At 44.7% G+C, this 21,150-nt stretch carries 23 protein-coding genes; 13 read left to right on the top strand and 10 right to left on the bottom strand.

The window, feature by feature from the left end:
* Positions 1-2: 2 nt before the first annotated feature.
* Positions 3-365, top strand: a complete 363-nt coding sequence (locus ACHUFW_RS19685) for a YkvA family protein (protein WP_394205535.1) — start codon at positions 3-5, stop codon at positions 363-365.
* Positions 366-439: 74 nt separating this feature from the next.
* Positions 440-1,030: a hypothetical protein gene (locus ACHUFW_RS19680; RefSeq protein WP_394205533.1), complete on the top strand. Its 591-nt coding sequence runs from the start codon at positions 440-442 to the stop codon at positions 1,028-1,030.
* Between the two features lie 305 nt (positions 1,031-1,335).
* Here the strand turns inward: ACHUFW_RS19680 and ACHUFW_RS19675 are convergent, their stop codons facing one another.
* The gene (locus ACHUFW_RS19675) at positions 1,336-1,797 is read right to left on the bottom strand and encodes a Fur family transcriptional regulator (protein WP_394205532.1); all 462 of its coding nucleotides are present in this window, start codon (positions 1,795-1,797) and stop codon (positions 1,336-1,338) included.
* A gap of 532 nt (positions 1,798-2,329) precedes the next feature.
* Between ACHUFW_RS19675 and ACHUFW_RS19670 the strand changes: the two genes are divergently transcribed.
* The 4 genes from ACHUFW_RS19670 (at position 2,330) to ACHUFW_RS19655 (ending at position 5,816) form a co-directional block, all read left to right on the top strand.
* Positions 2,330-2,737 carry a MerC domain-containing protein gene (locus tag ACHUFW_RS19670; RefSeq protein WP_394205530.1) on the top strand — a complete coding sequence of 136 codons (408 nt, stop codon included), beginning with the start codon at positions 2,330-2,332 and terminating at the stop codon, positions 2,735-2,737.
* A gap of 98 nt (positions 2,738-2,835) precedes the next feature.
* Positions 2,836-4,170: a dihydroorotase gene (locus tag ACHUFW_RS19665; RefSeq protein ID WP_394205528.1), complete on the top strand. Its 1,335-nt coding sequence runs from the start codon at positions 2,836-2,838 to the stop codon at positions 4,168-4,170.
* 67 nt (positions 4,171-4,237) lie between these two features.
* Positions 4,238-4,810 (top strand): LbetaH domain-containing protein, encoded by a 573-nt coding sequence (locus ACHUFW_RS19660; protein WP_394205526.1) that lies wholly within the window; start codon positions 4,238-4,240, stop codon positions 4,808-4,810.
* Complete coding sequence (locus tag ACHUFW_RS19655) at positions 4,788-5,816, top strand: CobW family GTP-binding protein (protein ID WP_394205525.1); 1,029 nt, start codon at positions 4,788-4,790, stop codon at positions 5,814-5,816. Before ACHUFW_RS19660 ends, ACHUFW_RS19655 begins: the two co-directional genes overlap by 23 nt.
* A gap of 94 nt (positions 5,817-5,910) precedes the next feature.
* Here the strand turns inward: ACHUFW_RS19655 and ACHUFW_RS19650 are convergent, their stop codons facing one another.
* The 5 genes from ACHUFW_RS19650 to ACHUFW_RS19630 form a co-directional block, all read right to left on the bottom strand.
* A complete protein-coding gene (locus tag ACHUFW_RS19650; protein ID WP_394205523.1) occupies positions 5,911-6,141 on the bottom strand; it encodes a hypothetical protein in 231 nt (76 codons plus the stop codon).
* On the bottom strand, positions 6,138-7,757 hold the full coding sequence (locus tag ACHUFW_RS19645) for a PepSY-associated TM helix domain-containing protein (protein WP_394205522.1): 1,620 nt from the start codon (positions 7,755-7,757) through the stop codon (positions 6,138-6,140). The genes ACHUFW_RS19650 and ACHUFW_RS19645 overlap by 4 nt, the downstream gene beginning before the upstream one ends.
* Entirely contained in the window at positions 7,754-8,044 is a 291-nt protein-coding gene (locus tag ACHUFW_RS19640) for a hypothetical protein (RefSeq protein WP_394205521.1), read from the bottom strand. The genes ACHUFW_RS19645 and ACHUFW_RS19640 overlap by 4 nt, the downstream gene beginning before the upstream one ends.
* A 314-nt stretch (positions 8,045-8,358) precedes the next feature.
* Entirely contained in the window at positions 8,359-9,516 is a 1,158-nt protein-coding gene (locus ACHUFW_RS19635) for an iron-containing alcohol dehydrogenase (RefSeq protein ID WP_394205519.1), read from the bottom strand.
* 27 nt (positions 9,517-9,543) lie between these two features.
* Positions 9,544-10,227, bottom strand: coding sequence for a type 1 glutamine amidotransferase domain-containing protein (locus ACHUFW_RS19630; protein WP_394205517.1), 684 nt, complete (start codon positions 10,225-10,227; stop codon positions 9,544-9,546).
* Positions 10,228-10,410: 183 nt separating this feature from the next.
* Between ACHUFW_RS19630 and ACHUFW_RS19625 the strand changes: the two genes are divergently transcribed.
* Positions 10,411-11,307: a LysR family transcriptional regulator gene (locus ACHUFW_RS19625; RefSeq protein ID WP_394205615.1), complete on the top strand. Its 897-nt coding sequence runs from the start codon at positions 10,411-10,413 to the stop codon at positions 11,305-11,307.
* A gap of 44 nt (positions 11,308-11,351) precedes the next feature.
* Here the strand turns inward: ACHUFW_RS19625 and ACHUFW_RS19620 are convergent, their stop codons facing one another.
* The 4 genes from ACHUFW_RS19620 to ACHUFW_RS19605 all read right to left on the bottom strand — a co-directional run bounded on the left by ACHUFW_RS19620 (position 11,352) and on the right by ACHUFW_RS19605 (position 15,725).
* A complete protein-coding gene (locus tag ACHUFW_RS19620) occupies positions 11,352-11,876 on the bottom strand; it encodes a lipid-binding SYLF domain-containing protein (RefSeq protein ID WP_394205614.1) in 525 nt (174 codons plus the stop codon).
* Between the two features lie 180 nt (positions 11,877-12,056).
* Positions 12,057-14,120: a S9 family peptidase gene (locus ACHUFW_RS19615; protein ID WP_394205515.1), complete on the bottom strand. Its 2,064-nt coding sequence runs from the start codon at positions 14,118-14,120 to the stop codon at positions 12,057-12,059.
* A gap of 96 nt (positions 14,121-14,216) precedes the next feature.
* Positions 14,217-15,104 carry a hypothetical protein gene (locus ACHUFW_RS19610; protein WP_394205513.1) on the bottom strand — a complete coding sequence of 296 codons (888 nt, stop codon included), beginning with the start codon at positions 15,102-15,104 and terminating at the stop codon, positions 14,217-14,219.
* Positions 15,105-15,317: 213 nt separating this feature from the next.
* Positions 15,318-15,725: a nitrous oxide-stimulated promoter family protein gene (locus ACHUFW_RS19605; protein ID WP_394205511.1), complete on the bottom strand. Its 408-nt coding sequence runs from the start codon at positions 15,723-15,725 to the stop codon at positions 15,318-15,320.
* A 627-nt stretch (positions 15,726-16,352) separates the two neighbouring features.
* Here ACHUFW_RS19605 and ACHUFW_RS19600 point away from each other — a divergent pair.
* From ACHUFW_RS19600 to ACHUFW_RS19575, 6 genes are all read left to right on the top strand, one after another.
* Complete coding sequence (locus tag ACHUFW_RS19600) at positions 16,353-17,075, top strand: hypothetical protein (protein ID WP_394205509.1); 723 nt, start codon at positions 16,353-16,355, stop codon at positions 17,073-17,075.
* 97 nt (positions 17,076-17,172) lie between these two features.
* The gene (locus ACHUFW_RS19595; protein WP_394205507.1) at positions 17,173-17,469 is read left to right on the top strand and encodes a hypothetical protein; all 297 of its coding nucleotides are present in this window, start codon (positions 17,173-17,175) and stop codon (positions 17,467-17,469) included.
* The gene (locus ACHUFW_RS19590) at positions 17,466-18,917 is read left to right on the top strand and encodes a protein adenylyltransferase SelO (protein ID WP_394205505.1); all 1,452 of its coding nucleotides are present in this window, start codon (positions 17,466-17,468) and stop codon (positions 18,915-18,917) included. Before ACHUFW_RS19595 ends, ACHUFW_RS19590 begins: the two co-directional genes overlap by 4 nt.
* 92 nt (positions 18,918-19,009) lie before the next feature.
* Positions 19,010-19,303 (top strand): DUF3630 family protein, encoded by a 294-nt coding sequence (locus ACHUFW_RS19585; protein WP_394205612.1) that lies wholly within the window; start codon positions 19,010-19,012, stop codon positions 19,301-19,303.
* Complete coding sequence (locus ACHUFW_RS19580; protein ID WP_394205504.1) at positions 19,300-20,304, top strand: serine/threonine protein kinase; 1,005 nt, start codon at positions 19,300-19,302, stop codon at positions 20,302-20,304. Before ACHUFW_RS19585 ends, ACHUFW_RS19580 begins: the two co-directional genes overlap by 4 nt.
* A gap of 145 nt (positions 20,305-20,449) precedes the next feature.
* Complete coding sequence (locus tag ACHUFW_RS19575; RefSeq protein ID WP_394205502.1) at positions 20,450-21,061, top strand: thiol:disulfide interchange protein DsbA/DsbL; 612 nt, start codon at positions 20,450-20,452, stop codon at positions 21,059-21,061.
* Positions 21,062-21,150 lie beyond the last annotated feature (89 nt).

The following is a 21,150-nucleotide window of genomic DNA, read 5'->3' as shown; positions in this document are numbered from 1 at the left end:
ATATGTCACAGTCAAACGATCCCACTAACGGTGCGCCCCATGGTCCTGAGAGCTACAGCGAAGAGAGTTTTTGGCAAAAGGTTAAACAGTTTGCTAAACAAGCTGGGCGGGAGGTTATCGATAATGCCCTGTGTTTGTACTATGCCGCGCAGCGGCCTGATACCCCAAAATGGGCTAAAACAGTGATATTTGGTGCATTGGCTTACTTTATTGCGCCGCTGGATGCGATTCCAGATCTTACTCCTATGGTGGGCTTTTCTGATGACTTGGGCGCATTAGCTGCGGCATTGGCCATGGTGAGTTTGTATATCGATGATGACGTTCGCAAGCAAGCCGAACAGAAGTGTGCCACTTGGTTTGATTAGGCCGTTAAGTTAATTTTTATCTGTTTATGTTAGCCTCGTCTGTCTAACTAATATCAATCGCTATGAGAACAACAATGACAACAACAAAAAATTCACAGCTTGCATTGCTAGTGACCGCTAGCACTATGATGGCAGCCCCTGCGCTGGCAACGACCTCTGAACAAAATCAATTTTTCGATAATATCGCTGCCCACTGCGGTAAAGCCTATGAAGGTACGGTGACTGCGGGTAACGATGCTGATTCAGCATTTACTGGTAAAAAACTGGTAATGCATGTGCGCGAGTGTACTGATGAGCAGCTTAAAGTGCCGTTTCATGTGGGTGATGATCATTCTCGTACTTGGGTGATTACTAAGACACCATACGGCTTGCATTTGGCCCATGACCATCGTCATGAAGATGGCAGCGAAGACAAGGTGACCATGTATGGTGGTATGACAGCAGATATGGGTACTGCAACTGAACAGTCTTTCCCTGCTGATGCGCATTCAATTAATAATTTTAGAGAAAATGGCTTAAATGTGTCTATCACTAATATCTGGCACATGTACATAAAGCCGAATGAATTTACCTATCGTTTGACCCGAGAGAATCGTGATTTCCGCGTTGATTTCGACCTGAGCAAGCCAGTAGCTTTACCGCCTGTACCTTGGGGACATGAGTAATCTAAGGATTGGTGATACTAGATTGAGTACAAGTGCTTAAGTGGATGTCTATAATGGCCTATATCATTGGATAGAGGCCATTTTTATTGTACTAATGGTCCAGTTAGGCATGCCTTATTCAATTTAACTTGCACTGTACTTTGCTATGGGCTGTGCTTATTGGCGCCGAAGTGCTGACTAAAATAGCTCGTTTAGCAGGGTATCTACTATGGGGAGGTGGCGTGGTAATTCAACACCGCACGAGCCAACATGACTTAAGTTTCGGGTGGTTTAGATAACGCTATGTTGTAGGGTGGGTAACGGCTTTACTTTTCATTGCTTTGACACTTTTCACACAATCCAATCAGTTCTAACTGTGGGCTCTTAAGGCTATATCCCGTTTGTTTGATATTTTCTTCCAGTGCGCTGATCACTTCTTGAGAAATATGCACCTCTTCCACTCGATGACAACTTTCACAGATCACAAACTGCGGGGTGCCATGTTGGTGGTCACAGCAAATGTGGGCACAGGCCACGTACTTGTTGGTGACCTCTAGTTTATGCACTAGCTGTTGCTGCTTTAAGAATTCTAAAATGCGGTAAATCGACATGGCCGAAAGGTTGAGGTCGAACTCTTGACGACAGTAGTCGATTAACTCGTAGGCTGAGCAAGCTTTTTGATTGACGAGCAATGCATTTAATACCGCCTCGCGTTTGGGCGTGAGCTTAACATTACTGCTGTCACATTGAGATTTTGCTCTTTCTAGCGATTTATTTGAAGCAACCAAAGCTATACCTGTTTTTTAAATTTATGCTATCGACAATGTAGGAAGTCATGGGTGACTTACCTGGCAAAGATTCGTCGAGCTATTCAATCATGATATCAGCTGATTGTAACCTGAAATTGTTCAGAAAGGGATAAATTTGCTGTGAGCTGAATCACTTCGATTACCTGTCACCATGACGATGCTTAGGTTCTATGTAGTTGTAATGCAGCCTACTCGAGGCTGTTAATAAGCAATTTTGGTCAGTAAAGCATCTTTTGTACTTACTCTGGTGGTTCTCAGTAATTTTTTCTTGCCATAAAGATATGTTACAACGTAACATTATTTGAGTTGTAATAGATTAATCGATGATGAGCACTGCCACAGTGCTTGTATTAACCCTCAATGCGATCGTACCGGCTGCAGTTATTGTGGCAGGCACAATACCCTTGGTTAGTTGCCCGGTTTTAGTTAGTCGTCTGGTTTTGGTGATTCGGCGATATACCAGCAGCGATTGCATAGCAATAACAATAGCTTTGACGAGATGGAATCTCCAATGAATACACTACGTGCTGTAAGTGACAAATTTGCGATAGGCCTTTCAACAATCTGTGCCATTCACTGTTTGGCGCTACCGATTATGTTAACGCTCGTACCAAGTATGACCGCACTGCCGTTAGGCAATGAACTATTTCATCTGTGGATGGTGATAGTTGTGGTACCTATCAGTTTGTACGGCTTAACGGTTGGTTGTAAGCAACATCGACAAGGCAAAGTGCTGGCGTGGGGATTGGCAGGATTAACCTGCTTGGTGCTGGCGATCGCACTGGGTGAGGACGCCATTGGAGAATTTGGGGAAAAAGCCATGACCCTACTGGGTGCTGGCATGATGGTTGTTGGTCATTGGCTCAATTATCGATTATGTCGCCAAAGCCAATCACAAGATTGTGGTTGCAGTGAGTAATTAACCTTTTCCCGCACTGGCTGCAACCAATTGGCTAATCAATTAGGTTAACAGCGCGGTGAGTAAAATTTGTGTGAAATGAGAGAGTAACAAACACCATGTCCTCCACCTTGATTAAAAATGCATTGCTGGTTAATGAAGGTCAAATTGTTGCCAGTGATTTGCGTATTGCTGGCCATAGAATTGATAAAATTGCCCCATCCATTAGTGCACGGCCTACAGATAAGATTGTCGATGCCAGCGGATGCTATTTATTGCCCGGAATGATAGATGATCAAGTTCATTTTCGCGAACCGGGGTTAACCCATAAGGGCGATATTGCTTCCGAATCACGGGCCGCCGTCGTGGGTGGAATCACCAGTTATATGGAGATGCCCAATGTTAAGCCTGCTACCACCACATTAGCGGCCTTGGAGCATAAATATGCATTGGCAAACAGCAAATCTCTGGGGAATTACGCCTTTTATCTTGGTGCTACAGAGGACAACTTAGACACCATCAAGCGTCTTGATCCCACGCGTCATTGCGGGGTGAAAGTGTTTATGGGGGCATCTACCGGTGATCTATTAGTAGAAAACCCACAAGCGCTAGACAACATTTTTAAAGACTCGCCGGTCTTGATTGTGACCCATTGTGAGAGCGGCCCTGTTATCGCCAGTAACCACCAACGTTTATTGCAGACTCATTCGCAATTACGGATTGAGGACCATCCTATTATTCGTGATGCCGAGGCTTGTTATGCGTCTTCATCCTATGCAGTAGCGTTGGCAAAAAAACATCGCAGTCAACTGCATGTGTTGCACATTACCACCGAGAAAGAGCTAAGCCTATTTACACCAGGCCCTATAGCGAACAAGCATATTACCGCTGAGGCTTGTGTACATCATCTATGGTTCACGGACAGAGACTATGCAAGATTGGGCAACCAAATTAAGTGCAATCCTGCGATTAAATCTCAGCAAGATCGAGATGCTTTGCTGGCAGCACTTCACACTAATCACATCGATATTATCGCCACCGATCATGCCCCGCATACGTTAGCTGAGAAACAACTTGATTTTGAGCAGGCGCCAGCGGGACTGCCTTTAGTCCAGCATGCGTTATTGACGCTGTTGGAGCATGTCGAACAAGGCCGATTACAGTTAACTCAAGTCGTTGAAAAGGTCGCTCATAACCCAGCAATCCGTTACGCCATTGCAGAAAGAGGTTTTATTCGCGAAGGTTATTTTGCTGATCTGGTATTGGTGGATATGCAGGGCTCAACTCCGGTGAGTCAGGAAAACTGTTTGTATAAGTGCCAGTGGACTCCTTTTGCTGATCATCGTTTTCCCGCCAGCATTAAATCCACTTGGGTAAATGGCCAAAGGGTATTTGATGGTGAACAGCTGGTGGCCAATAGCCACGCAGGCATGGCGTTATCTTTCTTACGTTAATAGGCTTTCCTTTGCCGTTAACGCAATGTTCTTACCAATTTAGTGCATCGATTGATGAGAGTTGAATATGTTGAGAAAAAATCCGACCGGTCATATGCCGGTTGTATCTGAAACCGCGTTTGTTGACCCTACGGCCATTATTTGCGGCAAGGTTGTTGTGGAAGACAATGTATTTATTGGCCCTTACGCGGTCATTCGAGCCGATGAAGTCAATGACAACGGGGAGATGGCGCCCATTGTGATTAAGCGTGATACCAATATCCAAGATGGGGTGGTGATTCATTCAAAAGCGGGAGCGGCTGTCACCATTGGTCAGCGCTCTTCCATTGCTCATCGCGCAATTATTCATGGTCCCTGTGAAGTGAGTGACGATGTGTTTATCGGGTTTAATTCGGTGGTCTTTGCTGCGGTTATCGGCTCAGGGTGCGTAATACGACACAATTGTGTTGTTGATGGTGTCGATCTTCCAGCAAATTTTCATGTGCCGCCTATGTTCAATATTGGCAAAGGATTCGACTTAACACGTATCTCAACCGTGCCACCAGAGTATTCGGCGTTTTCCGAGTCGGTTGTTTCTGCCAACCATACTTTAGTGCAAGGATATCGGAGAATTGCCAATGAGCTTAAATGTAACGGATAGTCCGGTACCAACCAATATTATTACTGGCTTTTTGGGCGTCGGCAAAACTTCGGCAATTGTTCAGTTAATGAAACACAAACCCAAGCATGAACGCTGGGCGGTACTGGTTAATGAGTTTGGTGAAATAGGCATTGATGCCAGTTTGATGCAAGGGCAACAGCGAGATGAATCACAAGTGTTTATCCGAGAAGTGCCTGGAGGTTGCATGTGCTGTACCGTTGGATTGTCGATGCAAATTGCCTTAAACCAACTGCTTGATAAAGCAAAACCTGATCGCCTGTTGATTGAACCAACTGGCTTGGGACACCCAAAGGAGGTGTTAGAAGTATTACAATCAGAGCACTACCAGTCTTTGATTTCATTACAGAAAACGCTCACCTTGGTTGATGCGCGGCAGTTAGCAGACTCTCGATACTATGAACATGACATCTTCATGCAACAAATCACTATTGCTGATACCGTCATTGGCAGTAAGTCTGATCTTTACCATGAAGATGATAAACAACGCCTAGTGGATTTTGTGAAGGCAACCAAAGGGGATGCAACGCCTATTGTGTTTGCCGTTAATGGTAATATTGCTGCGAGTGAATTTGAGGGCGAAACCGCGGCTTATGTACCAGCTAAGCACCATCATCACCATCATCACCATCATCACCATCATCACCATCATTCTGAAGCCAAAGTGATGGCATCAGAGCAAGCATTTCCCGCTAGCGGAATCATCAAAGCTTGCAATCAAGGCGAGGGGTTTGAGAGTGTTGGCTGGCGCTTCTCTGCCGATAAAGTATTTAACCGTCATAGCCTTACACAGTTTTTATTATCATTGGATGTGGAGCGGCTAAAGGCGGTGTTCATAACGGATTTGGGGATATTCGGTTATAACTTAACCGCTGATGGGATTACGGAGATTGAGTTAGATGACTGTTTTGAGAGTCGTGTAGAGTTGATTGGTAATCCACTAGATAGTGCTATTGAATCCCGCTTGATGGCATGTCTTGAGGCCTAGGCTACAAAGTGGCATTAGCGCGAGTTTACGCTAATGCCTGATCTTGGTGCTTTAGCCCTTTGCGATTTATCTTTGGCTCGAAATAAAAACGCGGTTAATTTTTTGAAAGGTTTACTGGTCCAAGCATTGCGACGAATATCCCAGCTAATAATAGGCTTGCGATTAAGGTGACTATGGCCGTTGCCATGCCGATAATTGGGATATTTATCAATACCGATGTGATACTTAAGCCCACTAACACACTGATTCTCACTGCGGCAGGACTACGAGTATATTTCGCGACGTAGATGCCTAGCATGACCAAAATAAAGCTCAAATAAATCATGCCGTTTTCTCCTCTAACTGAGTATAGTTGACGGGCGCAGATTGTTGATTGAGTCGCCATGCCAGATAAGCAGTCAGTGCACCGAGTAGGGTAAAGCTAAGGTCTATTACGGCAATTAAACGGTAGTGGCTGGCAAATACAAAATTTAAGTAACCATCGACCGTTGCTAGCTTTAATGGCACAACCAGCAGTAGCGCCATGGCAACGATTATCACGTTAATACGCAGTAAAAGGCGATAATTGAAAGGGATAAGCGATAGCATTAACCATGCTAACCAACTCCCAAAAAACAGTTGTGCAAACCATGGGTTTTGCGCCACACCATGCACCGTAGCATTGAGGATGACTTGAGCGGGAAACATCACGGCACAAGCCAGTATAATACCGCCACAGCTGCCAATAATGATTCGATTCCAACGCTGGTAGGCTTGCACGGACAGATCACTATTATTACCTCGGCTGCGTTTAGACAACCACATCATCACACCTGATAGTGGAATGAGTGCGGTTGTGAGCCCCAAAAAGCCCCACAATAGTTTGACAAATACGCCAGAGAAATTGCCAAAATGCAGCGGGAACAGCCATTCGATAATGGTGATGGCCCAGCCGCCGATATTACCAAAACTGCTCATTGATTGGCTAAACTGGCCATCGCCGTGGTATTCAAGTATCTCTGAGGCGAAATTTTCGCCGCCCATCATGCGGGCATACACGGTCGCGTTTTTATCGTTTAGTGCCATGACAGTGAGATCGAGCACAACTGCTTTTTCATCCCGTTGATGAATATGTGTCATGATGGATGCAATTTCTGTGGCTTGGTACTGCTCACTGATCACTGGTTCCGGCATGGCGGTAAAGGTTTCAATTAACTTGTCTTGGTCGCCATTGAAGCTGACATATGCCGCAGCAGGCAATAAGATCACCGTTGCCAAGCCTAAGAATGCACCCGTAAAACCAATCACAAAGTGAAAGATGCTTCCCCATAACCCAAATAATTTATGACCGTCGCTGACGATGACGCTCAAACTTTTCTCGCGTCGAAATGTAAACAATTGCTTGAACATTTCGCGGTGAATATACAGACCGGTGATCACTGACACCATCAAGGTAAGCCCCATAAATCCAGTCAATATGAGTCCAATGGGGCGGCCAAGGTGCAAGTCTGCATGAAAATGCCCAATGAACGCACCTGCAGTGTCTTTTCGTCCTTCATAGTAGTCGCCTGTTAGGCCGTAGAATTGACGTTCAAGTGCGAGGGTGTTGCTATTAATTTCATAGGCATACACGACAGGCTGGTCATAATTTTCATCGCCATGATGAGATTCAAATAACAGGGTAAGCTCGGTATAGTTGTAGCCCGTTGGCATATAGATGTGGATATTTTCAGTAAACTCTGATGGCACTTGTTTACTGTATTGATTGACCAGTTGTTCAATTTGTTTTGGTGCGACCGCTTGAGGCACTTCGCTGCCAGTGGCATTGGACCATATGATGAGCTCAGGCCTTGAGAAGACGGCAACCGCCCCCGTAAATGCCACAATGAATAACAAGATGCCAGTCACTATGCCCACCCAGCTGTGCATTTGAAACAGCTTTTTAATGGTTAAACTTTTCATGTGTTGGCTCCTTGAGTCAGTGCCCAGTAACTCAGTGCTGCATGACTTAAGGTGAGTAGTGTCATCAATACCATTGGCTGCCACGCTTTTTCAGCCATATATGAGTAAATAAATAACCCTGACCAAATCAGTGGGAATAACAAAATGGGCAATAAAATTTGCTGCTCTAATGCAAAAGGAAGGTATACCGTCATTCCGGGAATCATGACTGTTGCCGTCACAAGTGCCAGCACAATCGCCATTAAATTACGCCTTTTGATGGCGCTAAAGGTGTTTTTTTTGGTCATAGCTGATGCACCGATTAAGTCGATACCCTGATTTTGGGTTAAACGTAAATGCGCAAAAATCTTACCAGTCTGATTTGTTACGTCAATAAATGAAAATAGTAACTATTGTTATTACTATTTTAACCTGTGATTGTATAAATCGGGTTTTCTATAGGTGATTTGTCTTAATGCTATGATTTTTATTGGTTAATTTGAGTGGCTGAGCTGTGGGGACGGCGTGTGACTAAACCTGGATGAGTCTGCAATCTTTACAAAAGTCGGCGAGGTATTAGAGCAAGACTAAGCCGAGTTGACTCAGTCTTGCTTTGTACAGTTTACAGGGCGGTTTCTAGTATTTGTCGGCTTTTAGCTAAATCGATATTGCCGTGTTCACCAAGCTTAAGCATGCCATGGTTTTCTAAACCTTGGACCAAGTTGTCAATATCGCTCGCGCCTAAATTGACGTCACTAAGTCTGATAGGCACTTGCATTTGCTTAAAGAACTGTTCGGTATGCTCAATCGCTGCGGCGATTTTTTCATCTTCACTGCCATGCGAAATGTGCCAAACACGTTCAGCATATTGCAGTAACTTACTGCGTTTTTCCTGTTGGCACACTTTCATGACAGCGGGAAGTACGATGGACAGGGTGCGAGCGTGATCAATACCGTGGCTGCCTGTTAGCTCATGACCAATCATATGTGTCGACCAGTCTTGTGGTACCCCAACCCCAATCAAGCCGTTTAAGGCCATGGTCGCTGACCACATAATGTTGGCCCGCAAGGTTAGATCTTGCTGGTTTTCTGCCTGCATAACCCGTTGACCTTCTTCGATTAAGGTCATTAACAAGCCTTCGCAAAAACGGTCTTGCACTTTGGCATTGATACTATAGGTAAGATATTGCTCCATCACATGTACAAAGGCATCAACTACGCCGTTGGCAACTTGGCGCGACGACAATGATAGCGTGACATTAGGATCAAGAATGGCAAATGTAGGACGAACTAACGGGCTTGAAAAAGCCAGTTTGTTACCATCACGAGTCACCACAGAGTTGCCGTTACTTTCTGAACCTGTCGCTGGGAGTGTCAATACCGCTGCTAGTGGCAGCGCCTGTTTAACAGGCGCTTGCTTAGCTAAAATATCCCAAGGGTCTTCGCCCTCGAAGCATGCAGCTGCCGCAACGAACTTACTGCCATCAACAACAGAACCACCGCCCACTGCTAATAAGTAATCGATATTGTTGGTTTCTATGACATCTAGGGCTTTGATTAACGTATCGTAACTTGGGTTTGGCTCAATGCCTGAAAACTCGAAGTACTCATGTTGACTTAGCGCAGCAATCACTTGGTCATAAACGCCATTGGCTTTAATTGAGCCACCGCCATATAGCAGCAATACTTTGGCATCGGCGGGGATTTCACTGGCGATTTTCTCAATATGGCCTTCACCGAAATGAATGGTCGTGGGGTTCTGAAAACTAAAATTGAACATGTTAAATACCTTTAATTTGTCGACCGATTAAAGCGCTTGCAATAGTTTTTCTGCAGCAGCTTCTGAACTGGCGGGGTTTTGGCCTGTGATGATATTACCGTCTTGCACTGCATAGGCTGACCAATCACTGACTTTTTGATAGTCAGCGCCGCGTTTAATTAGCTCATCTTCCAATAAGAATGGCACAACATCAGTGAGCTGCACCGCATCTTCTTCAGAATTACTAAAGCCAGTTATTGCTTTACCTTGTACCAGTGGCTGACCATTTTCACTCGCAAACAATAATGCTGCGGTGGCATGACAGACAGCAGCAATCGGTTTACCAGCGCTGTTAAAATCTTCAATGAGTTTGATGGAATGGCTATTTTCAGTTAAATCCCACAGTGGCCCATGACCACCTGGGTAAAATACGCCGTCGAATTGGGAGATATCAATATCGCTCAGTTTTTGGGTATTAGCTAGGGTCGACTTTAAGGCGTCATCTTGGGCAAATCGGCGTGTAGCATCTGTTTGAAAATCGGCTAATTCGCTTTTAGGGTCAATAGGAGGTTGCCCACCCGCTGGCGAGGCTAACGTAATCGCGACACCTGCATCGGCCAGCAGATAATAGGGAGCGGCAAATTCTTCTACCCAAAACCCGGTTTTTTCGCCGCTGGCTCCGAGTTGGTCATGGGAGGTGAGCACCATCAAAATGTGTTTAGTCGTTGTCATAGGGAATCCTTGGTATCGCCGCTCATTGTCAGCTTGCTTGTTAGTTTCAATTTGATGTCATCAACTATAGAAGTTGTTCTAGCCCTCGCCAATGCTGATAAATTTGATAACATTGGTTTAAATTTTAAATCAATGGTGTCGTAAGGTGGCCTTGTGAGTCATATTTTTGAACAGCTAAAGAGTATGGTGGTATTTAGCCATGTGGTTGAGCAAGGGAGTTTTAGTGCTGCAGCGCGGCAATTGAAATTGACTCGCACCGTGGTGAGTTACCACATGAAAAAACTAGAGGCGAGCGTGGGGGTTAAGCTATTGCATCGCTCGACTCGAAGCTTGTCATTGACTGAAGCTGGTAAAGCTTTTTATGAAAGTAGTCGGCTGATTGTGGAGCAAGCCATAGCCGCACAACAAAAAATGGAACATTTTCGTAGTGAGCCCGAAGGACGGTTGTCGGTGACTTGTCCGGTGAACATGGGATTACAGCTGGTGGTGCCAGCGCTGAAAGCCTTTAAAGCGCAATTTCCAAAAATTGAATTGGATATCTTGCTCAGTGACGAAGTGGTGAATTTGATTCAGTCTGGCACTGATTTAGCCATTCGAGGGGCGCCGCTGGTTGATTCAAATTTGCATGCACGAAAATTATCGAGTTTAGGCACGCAATTGTACGCTGCGCCGAGTTATCTCAATCAGCATGGACGTCCAACTCAGCCAACAGATTTAGCGGAACATCAGTGGGTTATTTATCAGTTAGGCGCGCCTTATATCAACTTAACCAAAGGTAGCCGCTCTTTTAAAGTTAAAGTCTCTGGTGACATTTCTACCAATAATGCCGCAGCCAGAACAGCATTTGTTGAGGGGGGCTATGGCATTGCGCGTATTCCAATTTATGATGCTCAGCCTAAAGTGGCTCAAGGACTACTGGAGCCGGTCATGGCTGATTATAAATTGGCTGATATCGATGTTTATGGCGTCTACCCACCCGGTTCAACGGGGGCTAAAAAGGTACGGCTATTATTGGACTTTTTAGTGCACTATTTTCAAAACCAGTCCAATTTAGCTGGGCAGCAATCCAGCGCTCACTAGCGCCGGATTGTATTTATGCCAAGCAGTATTGTTTAGCTCAATGGTTACTTTTCGTCAAAAGTGAACGATTGACCCGCAAGGGCGGCTTCAAACATTAAGCCTCCCTTAGCTGCGGTAAAGACGGCCATACCGTTGATATAAGCGGCCTTGGCTGACTTGTTGGCGCCGCTTTGGCCTGCGCCAGCTGAATTACCGGTTGTACCAGCTTGGGCATTGGCACCAACATTAATAGCAACTGCAGAAGCTTGTGCACCGAATTCGAAACTGCCACTGGTGAACTCTTTATAGGCCTTCTCGTTTTTGAAGAAGATGATTTCACTGTAGGCTTGGCCGCCGACTTGAAAACCAATCGACAGTTGCGAAAGGCTGCTGTCTCCTGTGTGTGTGCCACCTCGATAAACGCGGCCTTTACCGTAGGCTGCACCAATACCGAATCCGCCTTTACCCACAGTTGGGAAGATGGCAAAGCCATAGGCATCATCAAAAAACTTTTGTGTTGCAGAGGCTTGCTTAAATTTATTAATGGCTTCGCCGTAACTTTCGTCAGCCATTGCCGCTGGGTTAAACATTAGTGCGGCTATCATAGCCACCACCATTGAGAATCGGCTAAATAGTGTGTTCATTTGCGCTCCCTAGCGAGTAGATAAGCCTTCAGGATACGGATATCAGCTTAAGAATCAAATCACAGTGATGAAAAAGCGCCCGTTAAGGGCGCTTTTTTGTATTCAGTCAGGGTACATTCAGCTTTGTTACTCTGGTTCTTGACCTAACACGTAGTAGTTAAACCACTGCTGATCCCATTCCATTTTTGCTTTTCGATGCTGATAGTGGCTTAAACCATGACCCTCACCCGGATAAACGACTAATTCCACAGGCACATTTAAATAGTGCCTAAGTGCGCGGTATAAGCCTTGAGCGTGCCCAAGCGGTACTCGTTCATCATTCTCACCAATATGAATCAATGTTGGTGTTTTGATTTTATCGGCAAAGCTTAGAGATGAGCCGTGGGTATAGAGCTCTGGATCTTCCCAAGGTTGTTTGCCATCCATAAAATTAATCACGTGTCCTGGGGTATCTTCTAAGATCCATTGCAAGCGTTGATCAAACACACCTGCACCGGAACTGGCAGCTTTGAATCGCTCCGTTGTGGTGATAAGAGCATTGGTTAGGTAGCCACCATTACTCCATCCCATCACAGCCAGTTTGTCTTTATCGGCGATGCCTTGCGCTACTAGATGGTCAACGCCAGCAAGAATGTCTTGCACTTCAATTTCATGTTCATGGCCCACTAAATCGGTTAGGAATTTATCGCCATAGCCAGTTGAGCCGCGATAGTTAGGAGATAGCAGTGCCCAGCCTTGTGCTGTAAAAGTTGAGCGACCATATGTGCGGTGCTGCAAAGCGTAAGGGGTTGCTGATGTGGGGCCACCATGAATTTGAACGATGAGCGGTAAGGGCCCATCTTCAGGTTTATACCCAGCAGGTAAATCTAAAATACCTTCGACAATGCTGCCATCTGGCGCCTTCCAGCTAACTGTTGATATTTGCGGTAATATCCAGCTGTCGACTTGCGGGTTGATGTTAGTGATACGCTTATATTTGGCGCGCTTACTATTTGCATCGGCAATAAACATGTCATAAAAGTGGTCGAGGCCATTATGACTAAATGCTAATTTCTTACCATTTTGACTAAAGCTGTAACTGCCAATCACTAAATCGCCATTGATAACGCTACGGGTGTCTCCTTGCTGACCATCGTCGATCTCACTGCAAAACAGTTTCACTCGGCCATGCTCACTGCCGCGATAACAAATTTCATCGCTGTTTGGTCGCCAAGTAATGTTACTGCCATTGAGTGTTGCATCACCGGGACGAGTCACTTCCAGTAATTTGTCTTGATTGGTTTGATTAACAAATAGCTGGCCAGGATGACCATCGTAGTCGATACGAAATGCAAGTTGCTGATTGTCATCGTGCCAAGCTAGGCCTAACAACCAACCATAAGGTGATGGTGCTTGCGCTCGCCAGGCTTGATCGTTCAGCACTTTATTACTGCCATCTTTAGTATTGAAGACTTCTACATCTGACCAGCCTTCGAGAAACACTAATTCAGTATCTGTTGTAGTGATTCGAGCGATTTTGCTACCGTCATTGTTGACGTTAAATTCCCACACGACTTTGTCATCATCGAGTAAAAGTGTTTGTGTGTAATGCTTCAGATCTAGCAGGTACAGTGGATTAGTATCTTGTTTACCATGGCCATATTGCGGCGCACTGTGGCGGGTTCTCATCTTGGCCCAAGTATCTGTATCTTGCGTTTCTTTCGTGGTCGTAAAGTAAAGTGACTGGCCATCTTGGCTTAGTTGATAAGACTTTACGCCGCGCTTTTGTTTAGTCACTGGCACCGTTTGTTGGCTGCTAATATCGAGGCGGAATACTTGGCGTTTACCATTGTAAGGCGCTTTGCCCTCCTCATCACCTTGTTGGCCCAAGTAATAAACGTATTTGCCGTCCGGACTCCATTGCGGGCTAGACTCACTTTCATTGGTAAATGTTAGCCGCTGTGTCTGGCGAGTCTTGGTGTTGACCAGCCATAAATCACGCTGGGATTTATCCAGTTCTTTATCCCATCGTGATTCGAGCCAAACTGCTTGTTTACCATCTGGACTAAGTTGAACTGTGTTCATGCCCGCGATAGTAAAGTAGTCATCTGTTGTTATAGTGTGATTGCGCTCTGAAGCCAAGCTAGGGTTGCTGGCTAGCATCGTCATTGACATGATTGTCAATGCTGAAAGTGTAGTGACTCGCCCCATCGTCATCCCTTTTCATTATGATGTGTTTATGTTGGTTCAATGATCTGTTTGCGCCAACACCTTACCGCAATTTAAAAAGGGCATAAATATGCGCTATCACTCTTTTTTCTCATCTTGAATTAATTTTTGTAAGTAATTGAGTTCTTCAGAATTAAGTAGTTGAGTTGTACTACGTTGTGGGCTTTTGGGCTGGGGAGATTGCGGCGCTAATTTGCCACGTAAAAACGCCGCTTTGGTGACCTGCTGTAAGCCATAAATGGCTAATACGTATACGGTTGCTAATAGCAGTAAACGGGTCATCGCTTGGGAGAATTGACCTATATGGTCGCCGAAATAAAATGGCAGAATCAGTAATAGGGTTCGTACGATCCAGTTGCTTAATAGTGCGACGGTTAGCACCATCAACCAGCGGAATTTAATATCACGTAAATTGCCTAAATGCGCGCGGCTTGCACGGCTTTTATATCGACGCAATAATTTAAAAATGAGCACGAAATACACTAAGGTTTGTATGCTCAGCAGTGCCGGTAGCAGCATGCCTACACTGGTAAAATAACTTAAGTTTTGCAGGCTAAACGCATCAATGCTGATATCTTCAACCCAATGTTTATCAAGCAAAGCCGTGAGTGCAACTATGCTAGTAACAATAATTGGTAGGTAGAGGTGAGGTGACCAACGAATCTTGGCTGTGATGTTATGCAAACTGCGATAACAGTATAGATACAGCGTTGGCATCAGAATAAAATAGATGGGAATGATCAAGGTGTAGATAATGTGCATTGGCACTGGAGAGTTATCTTTGCTGAGCATTCCGGTGAAGAAATACAGTCCCATTAGGCTAAATATCCCGCCTAATAGTTTGTGGTTATTGCTGGCTTCTTTGTAGATGTAACGGATATACAGGCCAAGTCCGATACAGTGAATACCGCCCAGTAATGATAGCCACCAATAACCTTGTGCTAAAAATGCATTGTATTCATTCATATTGCTTCATTGTCAGCCGATTTTGGGGTGATATGCAAGCAATATGAACAATAAAACAGCTAGGGCTGTTTATCTTTTGAAGTCACTTGTGCCGCATTGGCATTGATTCATGTGGGACAGCGACAGAACATCAGTGCCGTTATACGTAAAAGCTCAACAACGCGCTGCTAAAACAGCCATAAAAGGTTAAATGAAACTAAAAAATCAATCAGGTTAACTGGCGTTTGTTTGTTGATTTTTATTCAATCGAATATGGCGATTAGAACTGGCAGCAGGTGGCTTACCCGGTACTGGGCTGCGCTCTGATAATAAATGTCTAATTGCCATAATGGGATGAGGCAATAGCATCCTTGGCCCTGCAAATATCATTATTTCTTTGGCTTTGGCTTTCATGTGCGGTTTATAGCAATGTACCGGACATTTATTGCAAGTTGGCTTTTGTTGGCCGTAGGGGCAGCGATCAAGCCGAGTATGTGCATACTCTAGAAATGCTTGGCAGTCCTCACAGTGCTCGATATCGCCTTTGGCGGTATGATGTGCGCGGCAGTATATCTCGACCATAGCTGAAATGGTGTTGAATTCACGTAGCAATTTGCCACCTAAAATCTCTTCATTTTTCATGGTACTGCACCTAATTATAAATCCGACTGAATTGCTTGGTTATGGTTAGTTTAGGCCGACTGGTGTTTGATAACAAAACTAGCGCTGTGTTTTATGAACATGCGCACAAAATACGGGTTTCTTATGGATCAATACGTGCTAACACTTTAAAGCCTTAAATAAACCGATTTTTCATTACCATGATTACCTAATTCGACTAATTTTGACTCGCTTTTTGATGTGTATGCTAAAAATAGGTATAAATAGTTGATTTCCAGAGCCAGACCCGAATAATGACATTGGTTACTATCTGTCCAAGTTACTGGACTAGAGCTAAGGGCGAATGTTTTGGGTTGAAGAACTATCACGGTGGTTTTTCAGTAATCTGTGGTCTTTCATTGATAAGGGCGCGCAGTGGCGAAACTGCAGTTTGTTGGGTCAATCTTTGCAGTGCTTAAAGCCAATTTTACTGCCCATAGCTTCGGCTAACCGTGTTTTGCTATTTGTTGAGTGGCTAGTGTTAGATGACTAAACCACAGTTTTAGATGGCAATGATAAGGCACACAAGTATCGAAAGAAGTTTAACTGCTAAAGGTCGAGAAGACCTTTAGTGGCGAGTTTTAGCAAACCAATTAACGGTGGATAATAATGAAAATCATAGCCATTATTTTGCTGGTTGCTGTAGGTGTTTATCTTTACTTACGAGCGCAGCGACTAGCCAAGGAAGAGCAACAACAAGCAGAGCGTCCAGTAGAAAAAGAAGTCAAAGCTATTGAAGCTGAACCTACAACGGATGACGCAGAAAAGTCGGTTGAGGTATCTACACCGCTTGATGACGGAGTGAGCTTTGATAAAGACGTTACCGAGGTTGCCAATGACTCATCAGCGCTGAAAGCTGCTGCAGAGCCAGAGCCAGAGCCAGAGCCAGAGCCAGAGCCAGAGCCAGAGCCAGAGCCAGAGCCAGAGCCAGAGCCAGAGCCAGCAAATCTTGATGAGTCTTGGGCAAATGACAAACTGACTTCGGCATTAGTGGATTACCGTAATGCCACAGATGTTGATAGCCAACATGGTGCATTACTAGCGGTGATTGCTGAATGTTACAAGCAACGTAAACAAGTGCAATATCGTGATTATGGCGCCCAGTTACAATCGGAATATGTCGGCTTATTTGCCAAATTAGCTAAACCTAGTGAGCAAAAAGGTGTTGGCTTTATGCAGCTTTCCACGTTGCTAAATGACAGTGGTCAATTTGATAGTGCCTTGGCGGTGTGCCAACAAGCGATTGAGCATGGCCTCAGTGATGGCACTGTGACTGGGTTTGAGGGACGTATGGCCCGTATTGAACGAGCCAAGGCCAAAGCTGCGAAGTAATCTTTACTGTATCTAGCAAGCTAGGCGTGTAAAATAAGATAGATGTTTCTATGATTAAAAGGCGAACATTTGGTGTCGCCTTTTTTGTTGGAGAGAAATGATGCGCCTAAAGCAAGTCATCGTATTTGTTAGCTTATTGCTGTTGTCAGCATGTACGCAAAATCCGCAATGGACTTTGTTTTATAGTGAAGAGCAATCATCAATTGCCGAGCAAGATCTTGGTGAGCATATCGCGGGATATTACAGCGAGCTTGAACAGTGCGTCGCTAAAGGCAAGGGATTGATTCGTTTAAGTGGTCATGAAAACGGATCGTTTCAATGTGGCTATTTATGTGTGGCCAATGAGCAAGGCGGCGTTGATTGTCAACGATTAGAAGATGAGGTTGAGCTGTGAAGTTTAAACAGGATTACTTTGAGCAGTTAGTAGGCTACTACTCTCAAGTTAATCCACAAGGGCTCACAAATCCTCATTGGTTGGCTTGGAGCGATGATGCCGCTAAGTTGGTTGGCTTAAACGAGCCAACCCCACAACTGCTACAACAGTTAAGTGGTAACGCACCGGTGCCGGGGGCCAGTTATTATGCTCAAGTATATAGCGGTCATCAATTTGGTGGCTATACGCCAAGACTTGGAGATGGCAGAGCGATTCTACTGGGAGAAGCCTATGGGCCAAAAGGATACTGGGATGTCGCATTAAAAGGCGCTGGGTTGACACCTTATTCTCGTCAAGGTGATGGTCGCGCGGTAATGCGTTCTGCAGTGCGCGAATTCTTAGTCTCTGAAGCTTTACACCATCTTGGCGTTCCTACAACCCGTGCTTTAGCGGTAATTGGGTCCGATATTCCCGTGTGGCGAGAGAGCCAGGAGACGGCCGCGATTACGGTTAGGCTAGCGCGTAGCCATATCCGTTTTGGTCATTTTGAGTATTTTAGTCATAGCCCGGAAGGTGGCAAAGACAAACTGCAACAGCTGGTGGATTTCACTATTTCGCAGCATTATCCAGACTTGTGCTGTGACGCATCCGGTTATGGGCAATGGTTTAACCGCGTCGTTGCCGATACCGCAAAAATGATTGCCCACTGGCAAGCAGTAGGCTTTGCCCATGGGGTGATGAATACCGACAACATGTCGATTATGGGTGATAGTTTTGATTTTGGTCCATTTGCTTTTTTAGATACCTTTAGTGAAGACTTTATCTGTAATCACTCAGATCCCGAAGGGCGATATGCTTTTGGTCAGCAACCAGGAGTCGGACTGTGGAATCTGCAACGGCTAGCTCAAGCCCTGGTACCTTTGATTGATTCAGATACCTTGATTGCAGCCTTAAATACTTACCAGCAGCATTTAGTGGCGCATTACTTAAAAAATATGCGCGCTAAATTGGGGCTAAGTACCGACTCCATAGGACAACAGCAAGATGATTTTGACTTGGCACTCATTGGTGAGCTGACCATGATGCTAGAGCAAAGTCAGCTTGATTATACCCAAAGTTTGCGCCGTTTTAGTTATATAGACCCACAAGCGACTCGCTCAGATTGGGCTGATGATTTTGTTGACCGCAGCAGATTTGACAGCTGGTGGCAGCAGTATCGACAGCGTCTGGGTGATATTGCTGACGTGTCTGTGTGGCAGGCGCAGCGCAGCGCCGTAAACCCCAAGTACATTTTGCGTAATTATTTAGCTCAAGAGGCCATCGTCGCAGTGGAAGAGGGAGATCTACAACCCTTGCACCAGCTACAGCAACTGTTGACGCAGCCCTATGATGAACACCCTGACTTAGCACATTATGCTGAACGTCCGCCCAAGTGGGGGCAGGGGTTAATTATGTCCTGTAGTAGTTAGTCTTGTTATCGTTCATCTTTAGTTCATCTCAAGGTTGCTAAGCTAGGTGTTAGCTTATCGAAGATGAAAAGGTAAGAGAGTGGAATGTGAGTATTCAAATAGTTAGTACTAAACTGGATAACGCCGCCAAAAGTTTATCCATTGTTTCCAATATCAATTTTGATCAGTTTGAGCAATTTGCACAGCCCTTAGCTGCGGCGATCGATTGCCGTATTATTGAAAAACACTGGGGCGCAGATCGTCATCAATGGCTGTTAGAGTTTGAAGGGACAATTTTAGAGCTCAATTATGAATTTTATGGGGATATTTGCTGGTTAAGCGTAGAAAACCCAGCAGATGTGGAAGTGCTTGCTTATCTGCAAACGTTATTGAGGCCAACAGTATGAGTGTCAATGAATCTTCTGCAGAGTTTCACTATCAAGCACTCACGCCTGATTTGATTTTAGATGCGATAGAGAGTGTCGCGATTTACCCTGAAACAGGATTGCTTGCGCTAAATAGTTACGAGAATCGTGTGTATCAGTTTCGCTGTGACCGTGGCCAGCGATATGTGGTGAAGTTTTATCGTCCAGCACGCTGGAGCAATGAGCAAATTCAGGAGGAGCATGACTTTTCCTTGGCGCTATTAGAGCATGAAATTCCCATTGCGACGCCGGTAATGATTGATGGTCAAACCCTGCATGAATATCAAGGCTATCGTTTTGCGTTATTTACTTCGATGGGTGGTCGCGCGTTTGAAGTAGACAATTTAGACCAACTCGAGGATGTGGGCCGGTTTATCGGTCGTATTCATCAATATGCTAAACACCAACCTTTTGCTCATCGTGATCATTTAACGCCGCAATTATTAGGTGATGAATCCTTGAGTTGGTTGCGTGAGTCAGGGCATGTTCCTGCCGCATTGCACGAAGCCTATTTTACTGTGGTGGAGCAGTTATTGGTACGTGCGAAATCACTATGGCAACAGGATGAATTTGAGATTATCCGTTTACATGGTGATTTGCATCCAAGCAATATTTTATGGACACCAGACGGCCCAGGGTTTGTTGATCTCGATGATGCTAAAATGGGCCCCGCTGTTCAGGATATCTGGATGATGTTAGCAGGTGAGCGACCACAACAAATACTGCAGTTGGAAGTGTTGTTAGACGCTTACGAAGAGTTTTGTGCGTTTGATACGCGGCAGTTATCACTCATTGAGCCCCTGCGGGCTATGCGTATGTTGCATTATAATGCCTGGCTGAGTCGGCGCTGGCAGGATCCTGCTTTTCCGATGAACTTTCCTTGGTTTGCTGACGATAAATATTGGGAGCAGCAAATTTTAGGATTTAAAGAGCAGTTAGCAAAGTTAGATGAACCCGCTTTGTCATTAACGCCACACTATTAATTTGTGTCAGGTGTGATTTGTAAACTTTTCGACGCATTTTGTCACACAAGAATGAACTTAATGCTTGAGATAATCTCCAATATTTGATTATGTTAGGCACAACTTGAAAATGAACTGTTTGTTGCAAACAAAGGATATCAACAATATGAAAAAAGCATTCTTAGTCGCCTTGGCTTTGATTATGGCACCGATGGCCGCATTCGCTGCCAACTATAAAGAAGGCGTACATTACACGGTCATCAACCAAGGTCCTGCGACCGCTAAGCCAGAAATTGCTGAGTTTTTCTCTTTTTATTGTGGTCACTGTTATAACTTCTACAAGACTGCGATTCCTGCAATTAAAAAGGATCTACCTGAAGGAGTAACGTTCAAGCAGAACCATGTTGAATTTATCGGTCGTAACATGGGTGTGGAAATGTCACGTGCATTTGCGATTGCTCACCAATTAAAAGTTGAAGACAAAATTGAAGGTGCTTTATTTAAAGCGATTCACGATCAGAAGCAACGTTTTACTAATTTAGATGACATCAAAAAGCTATTTGTTGCTTATGGTGTTGAGGCCAAAGATTTTGATGCTGCGGCGAGCTCATTTATGGTCAATGCGCAGATGTCACAAATGAAACGTGCTACAGAAAATGCGCAAATCTCTGGGGTTCCTGCGATTGTGGTTAACGGTAAGTACCGTATCGAGAATAGTTCAATTAGCAGCTACCAAGAACTGCAAGATATTGCGTTTTACTTAACGACATTAAAGTAATTAGCAATGATTGTGACTAGTCCTGAAATAGGTTGACACTTTTTCAGTTTAAAACGCTCGATGAACTTCATCGGGCGTTTTGTATTTTA

Source organism: Shewanella waksmanii (assembly GCF_043643685.1).
Lineage (GTDB): Bacteria > Pseudomonadota > Gammaproteobacteria > Enterobacterales > Shewanellaceae > Shewanella > Shewanella waksmanii_A.
Note: the sequence above shows the minus strand (reverse complement) of the source record. Positions and strands in the feature narration are given on the sequence as shown.

Bases quoted from the DNA above. Each gene is read 5' to 3' on its own strand.
- ACHUFW_RS19660 (WP_394205526.1), top strand. From the start codon at position 4,238: ATGTTGAGAAAAAATCCGACCGGTCATATGCCGGTTGTATCTGAAACC.
- ACHUFW_RS19610 (WP_394205513.1), bottom strand. From the start codon at position 15,104: ATGAATGAATACAATGCATTTTTAGCACAAGGTTATTGGTGGCTATCA.
- ACHUFW_RS19625 (WP_394205615.1), top strand. From the start codon at position 10,411: ATGGTGGTATTTAGCCATGTGGTTGAGCAAGGGAGTTTTAGTGCTGCA.
- ACHUFW_RS19615 (WP_394205515.1), bottom strand. From the start codon at position 14,120: ATGGGGCGAGTCACTACACTTTCAGCATTGACAATCATGTCAATGACG.
- ACHUFW_RS19580 (WP_394205504.1), top strand. From the start codon at position 19,300: ATGAGTGTCAATGAATCTTCTGCAGAGTTTCACTATCAAGCACTCACG.
- ACHUFW_RS19655 (WP_394205525.1), top strand. From the start codon at position 4,788: ATGAGCTTAAATGTAACGGATAGTCCGGTACCAACCAATATTATTACT.
- ACHUFW_RS19680 (WP_394205533.1), top strand. From the start codon at position 440: ATGACAACAACAAAAAATTCACAGCTTGCATTGCTAGTGACCGCTAGC.
- ACHUFW_RS19640 (WP_394205521.1), bottom strand. From the start codon at position 8,044: ATGACCAAAAAAAACACCTTTAGCGCCATCAAAAGGCGTAATTTAATG.
- ACHUFW_RS19665 (WP_394205528.1), top strand. From the start codon at position 2,836: ATGTCCTCCACCTTGATTAAAAATGCATTGCTGGTTAATGAAGGTCAA.
- ACHUFW_RS19575 (WP_394205502.1), top strand. From the start codon at position 20,450: ATGAAAAAAGCATTCTTAGTCGCCTTGGCTTTGATTATGGCACCGATG.
- ACHUFW_RS19630 (WP_394205517.1), bottom strand. From the start codon at position 10,227: ATGACAACGACTAAACACATTTTGATGGTGCTCACCTCCCATGACCAA.
- ACHUFW_RS19600 (WP_394205509.1), top strand. From the start codon at position 16,353: ATGAAAATCATAGCCATTATTTTGCTGGTTGCTGTAGGTGTTTATCTT.
- ACHUFW_RS19605 (WP_394205511.1), bottom strand. From the start codon at position 15,725: ATGAAAAATGAAGAGATTTTAGGTGGCAAATTGCTACGTGAATTCAAC.
- ACHUFW_RS19685 (WP_394205535.1), top strand. From the start codon at position 3: ATGTCACAGTCAAACGATCCCACTAACGGTGCGCCCCATGGTCCTGAG.
- ACHUFW_RS19620 (WP_394205614.1), bottom strand. From the start codon at position 11,876: ATGTTTAACCCAGCGGCAATGGCTGACGAAAGTTACGGCGAAGCCATT.
- ACHUFW_RS19670 (WP_394205530.1), top strand. From the start codon at position 2,330: ATGAATACACTACGTGCTGTAAGTGACAAATTTGCGATAGGCCTTTCA.
- ACHUFW_RS19635 (WP_394205519.1), bottom strand. From the start codon at position 9,516: ATGTTCAATTTTAGTTTTCAGAACCCCACGACCATTCATTTCGGTGAA.
- ACHUFW_RS19645 (WP_394205522.1), bottom strand. From the start codon at position 7,757: ATGAAAAGTTTAACCATTAAAAAGCTGTTTCAAATGCACAGCTGGGTG.
- ACHUFW_RS19595 (WP_394205507.1), top strand. From the start codon at position 17,173: ATGATGCGCCTAAAGCAAGTCATCGTATTTGTTAGCTTATTGCTGTTG.
- ACHUFW_RS19650 (WP_394205523.1), bottom strand. From the start codon at position 6,141: ATGATTTATTTGAGCTTTATTTTGGTCATGCTAGGCATCTACGTCGCG.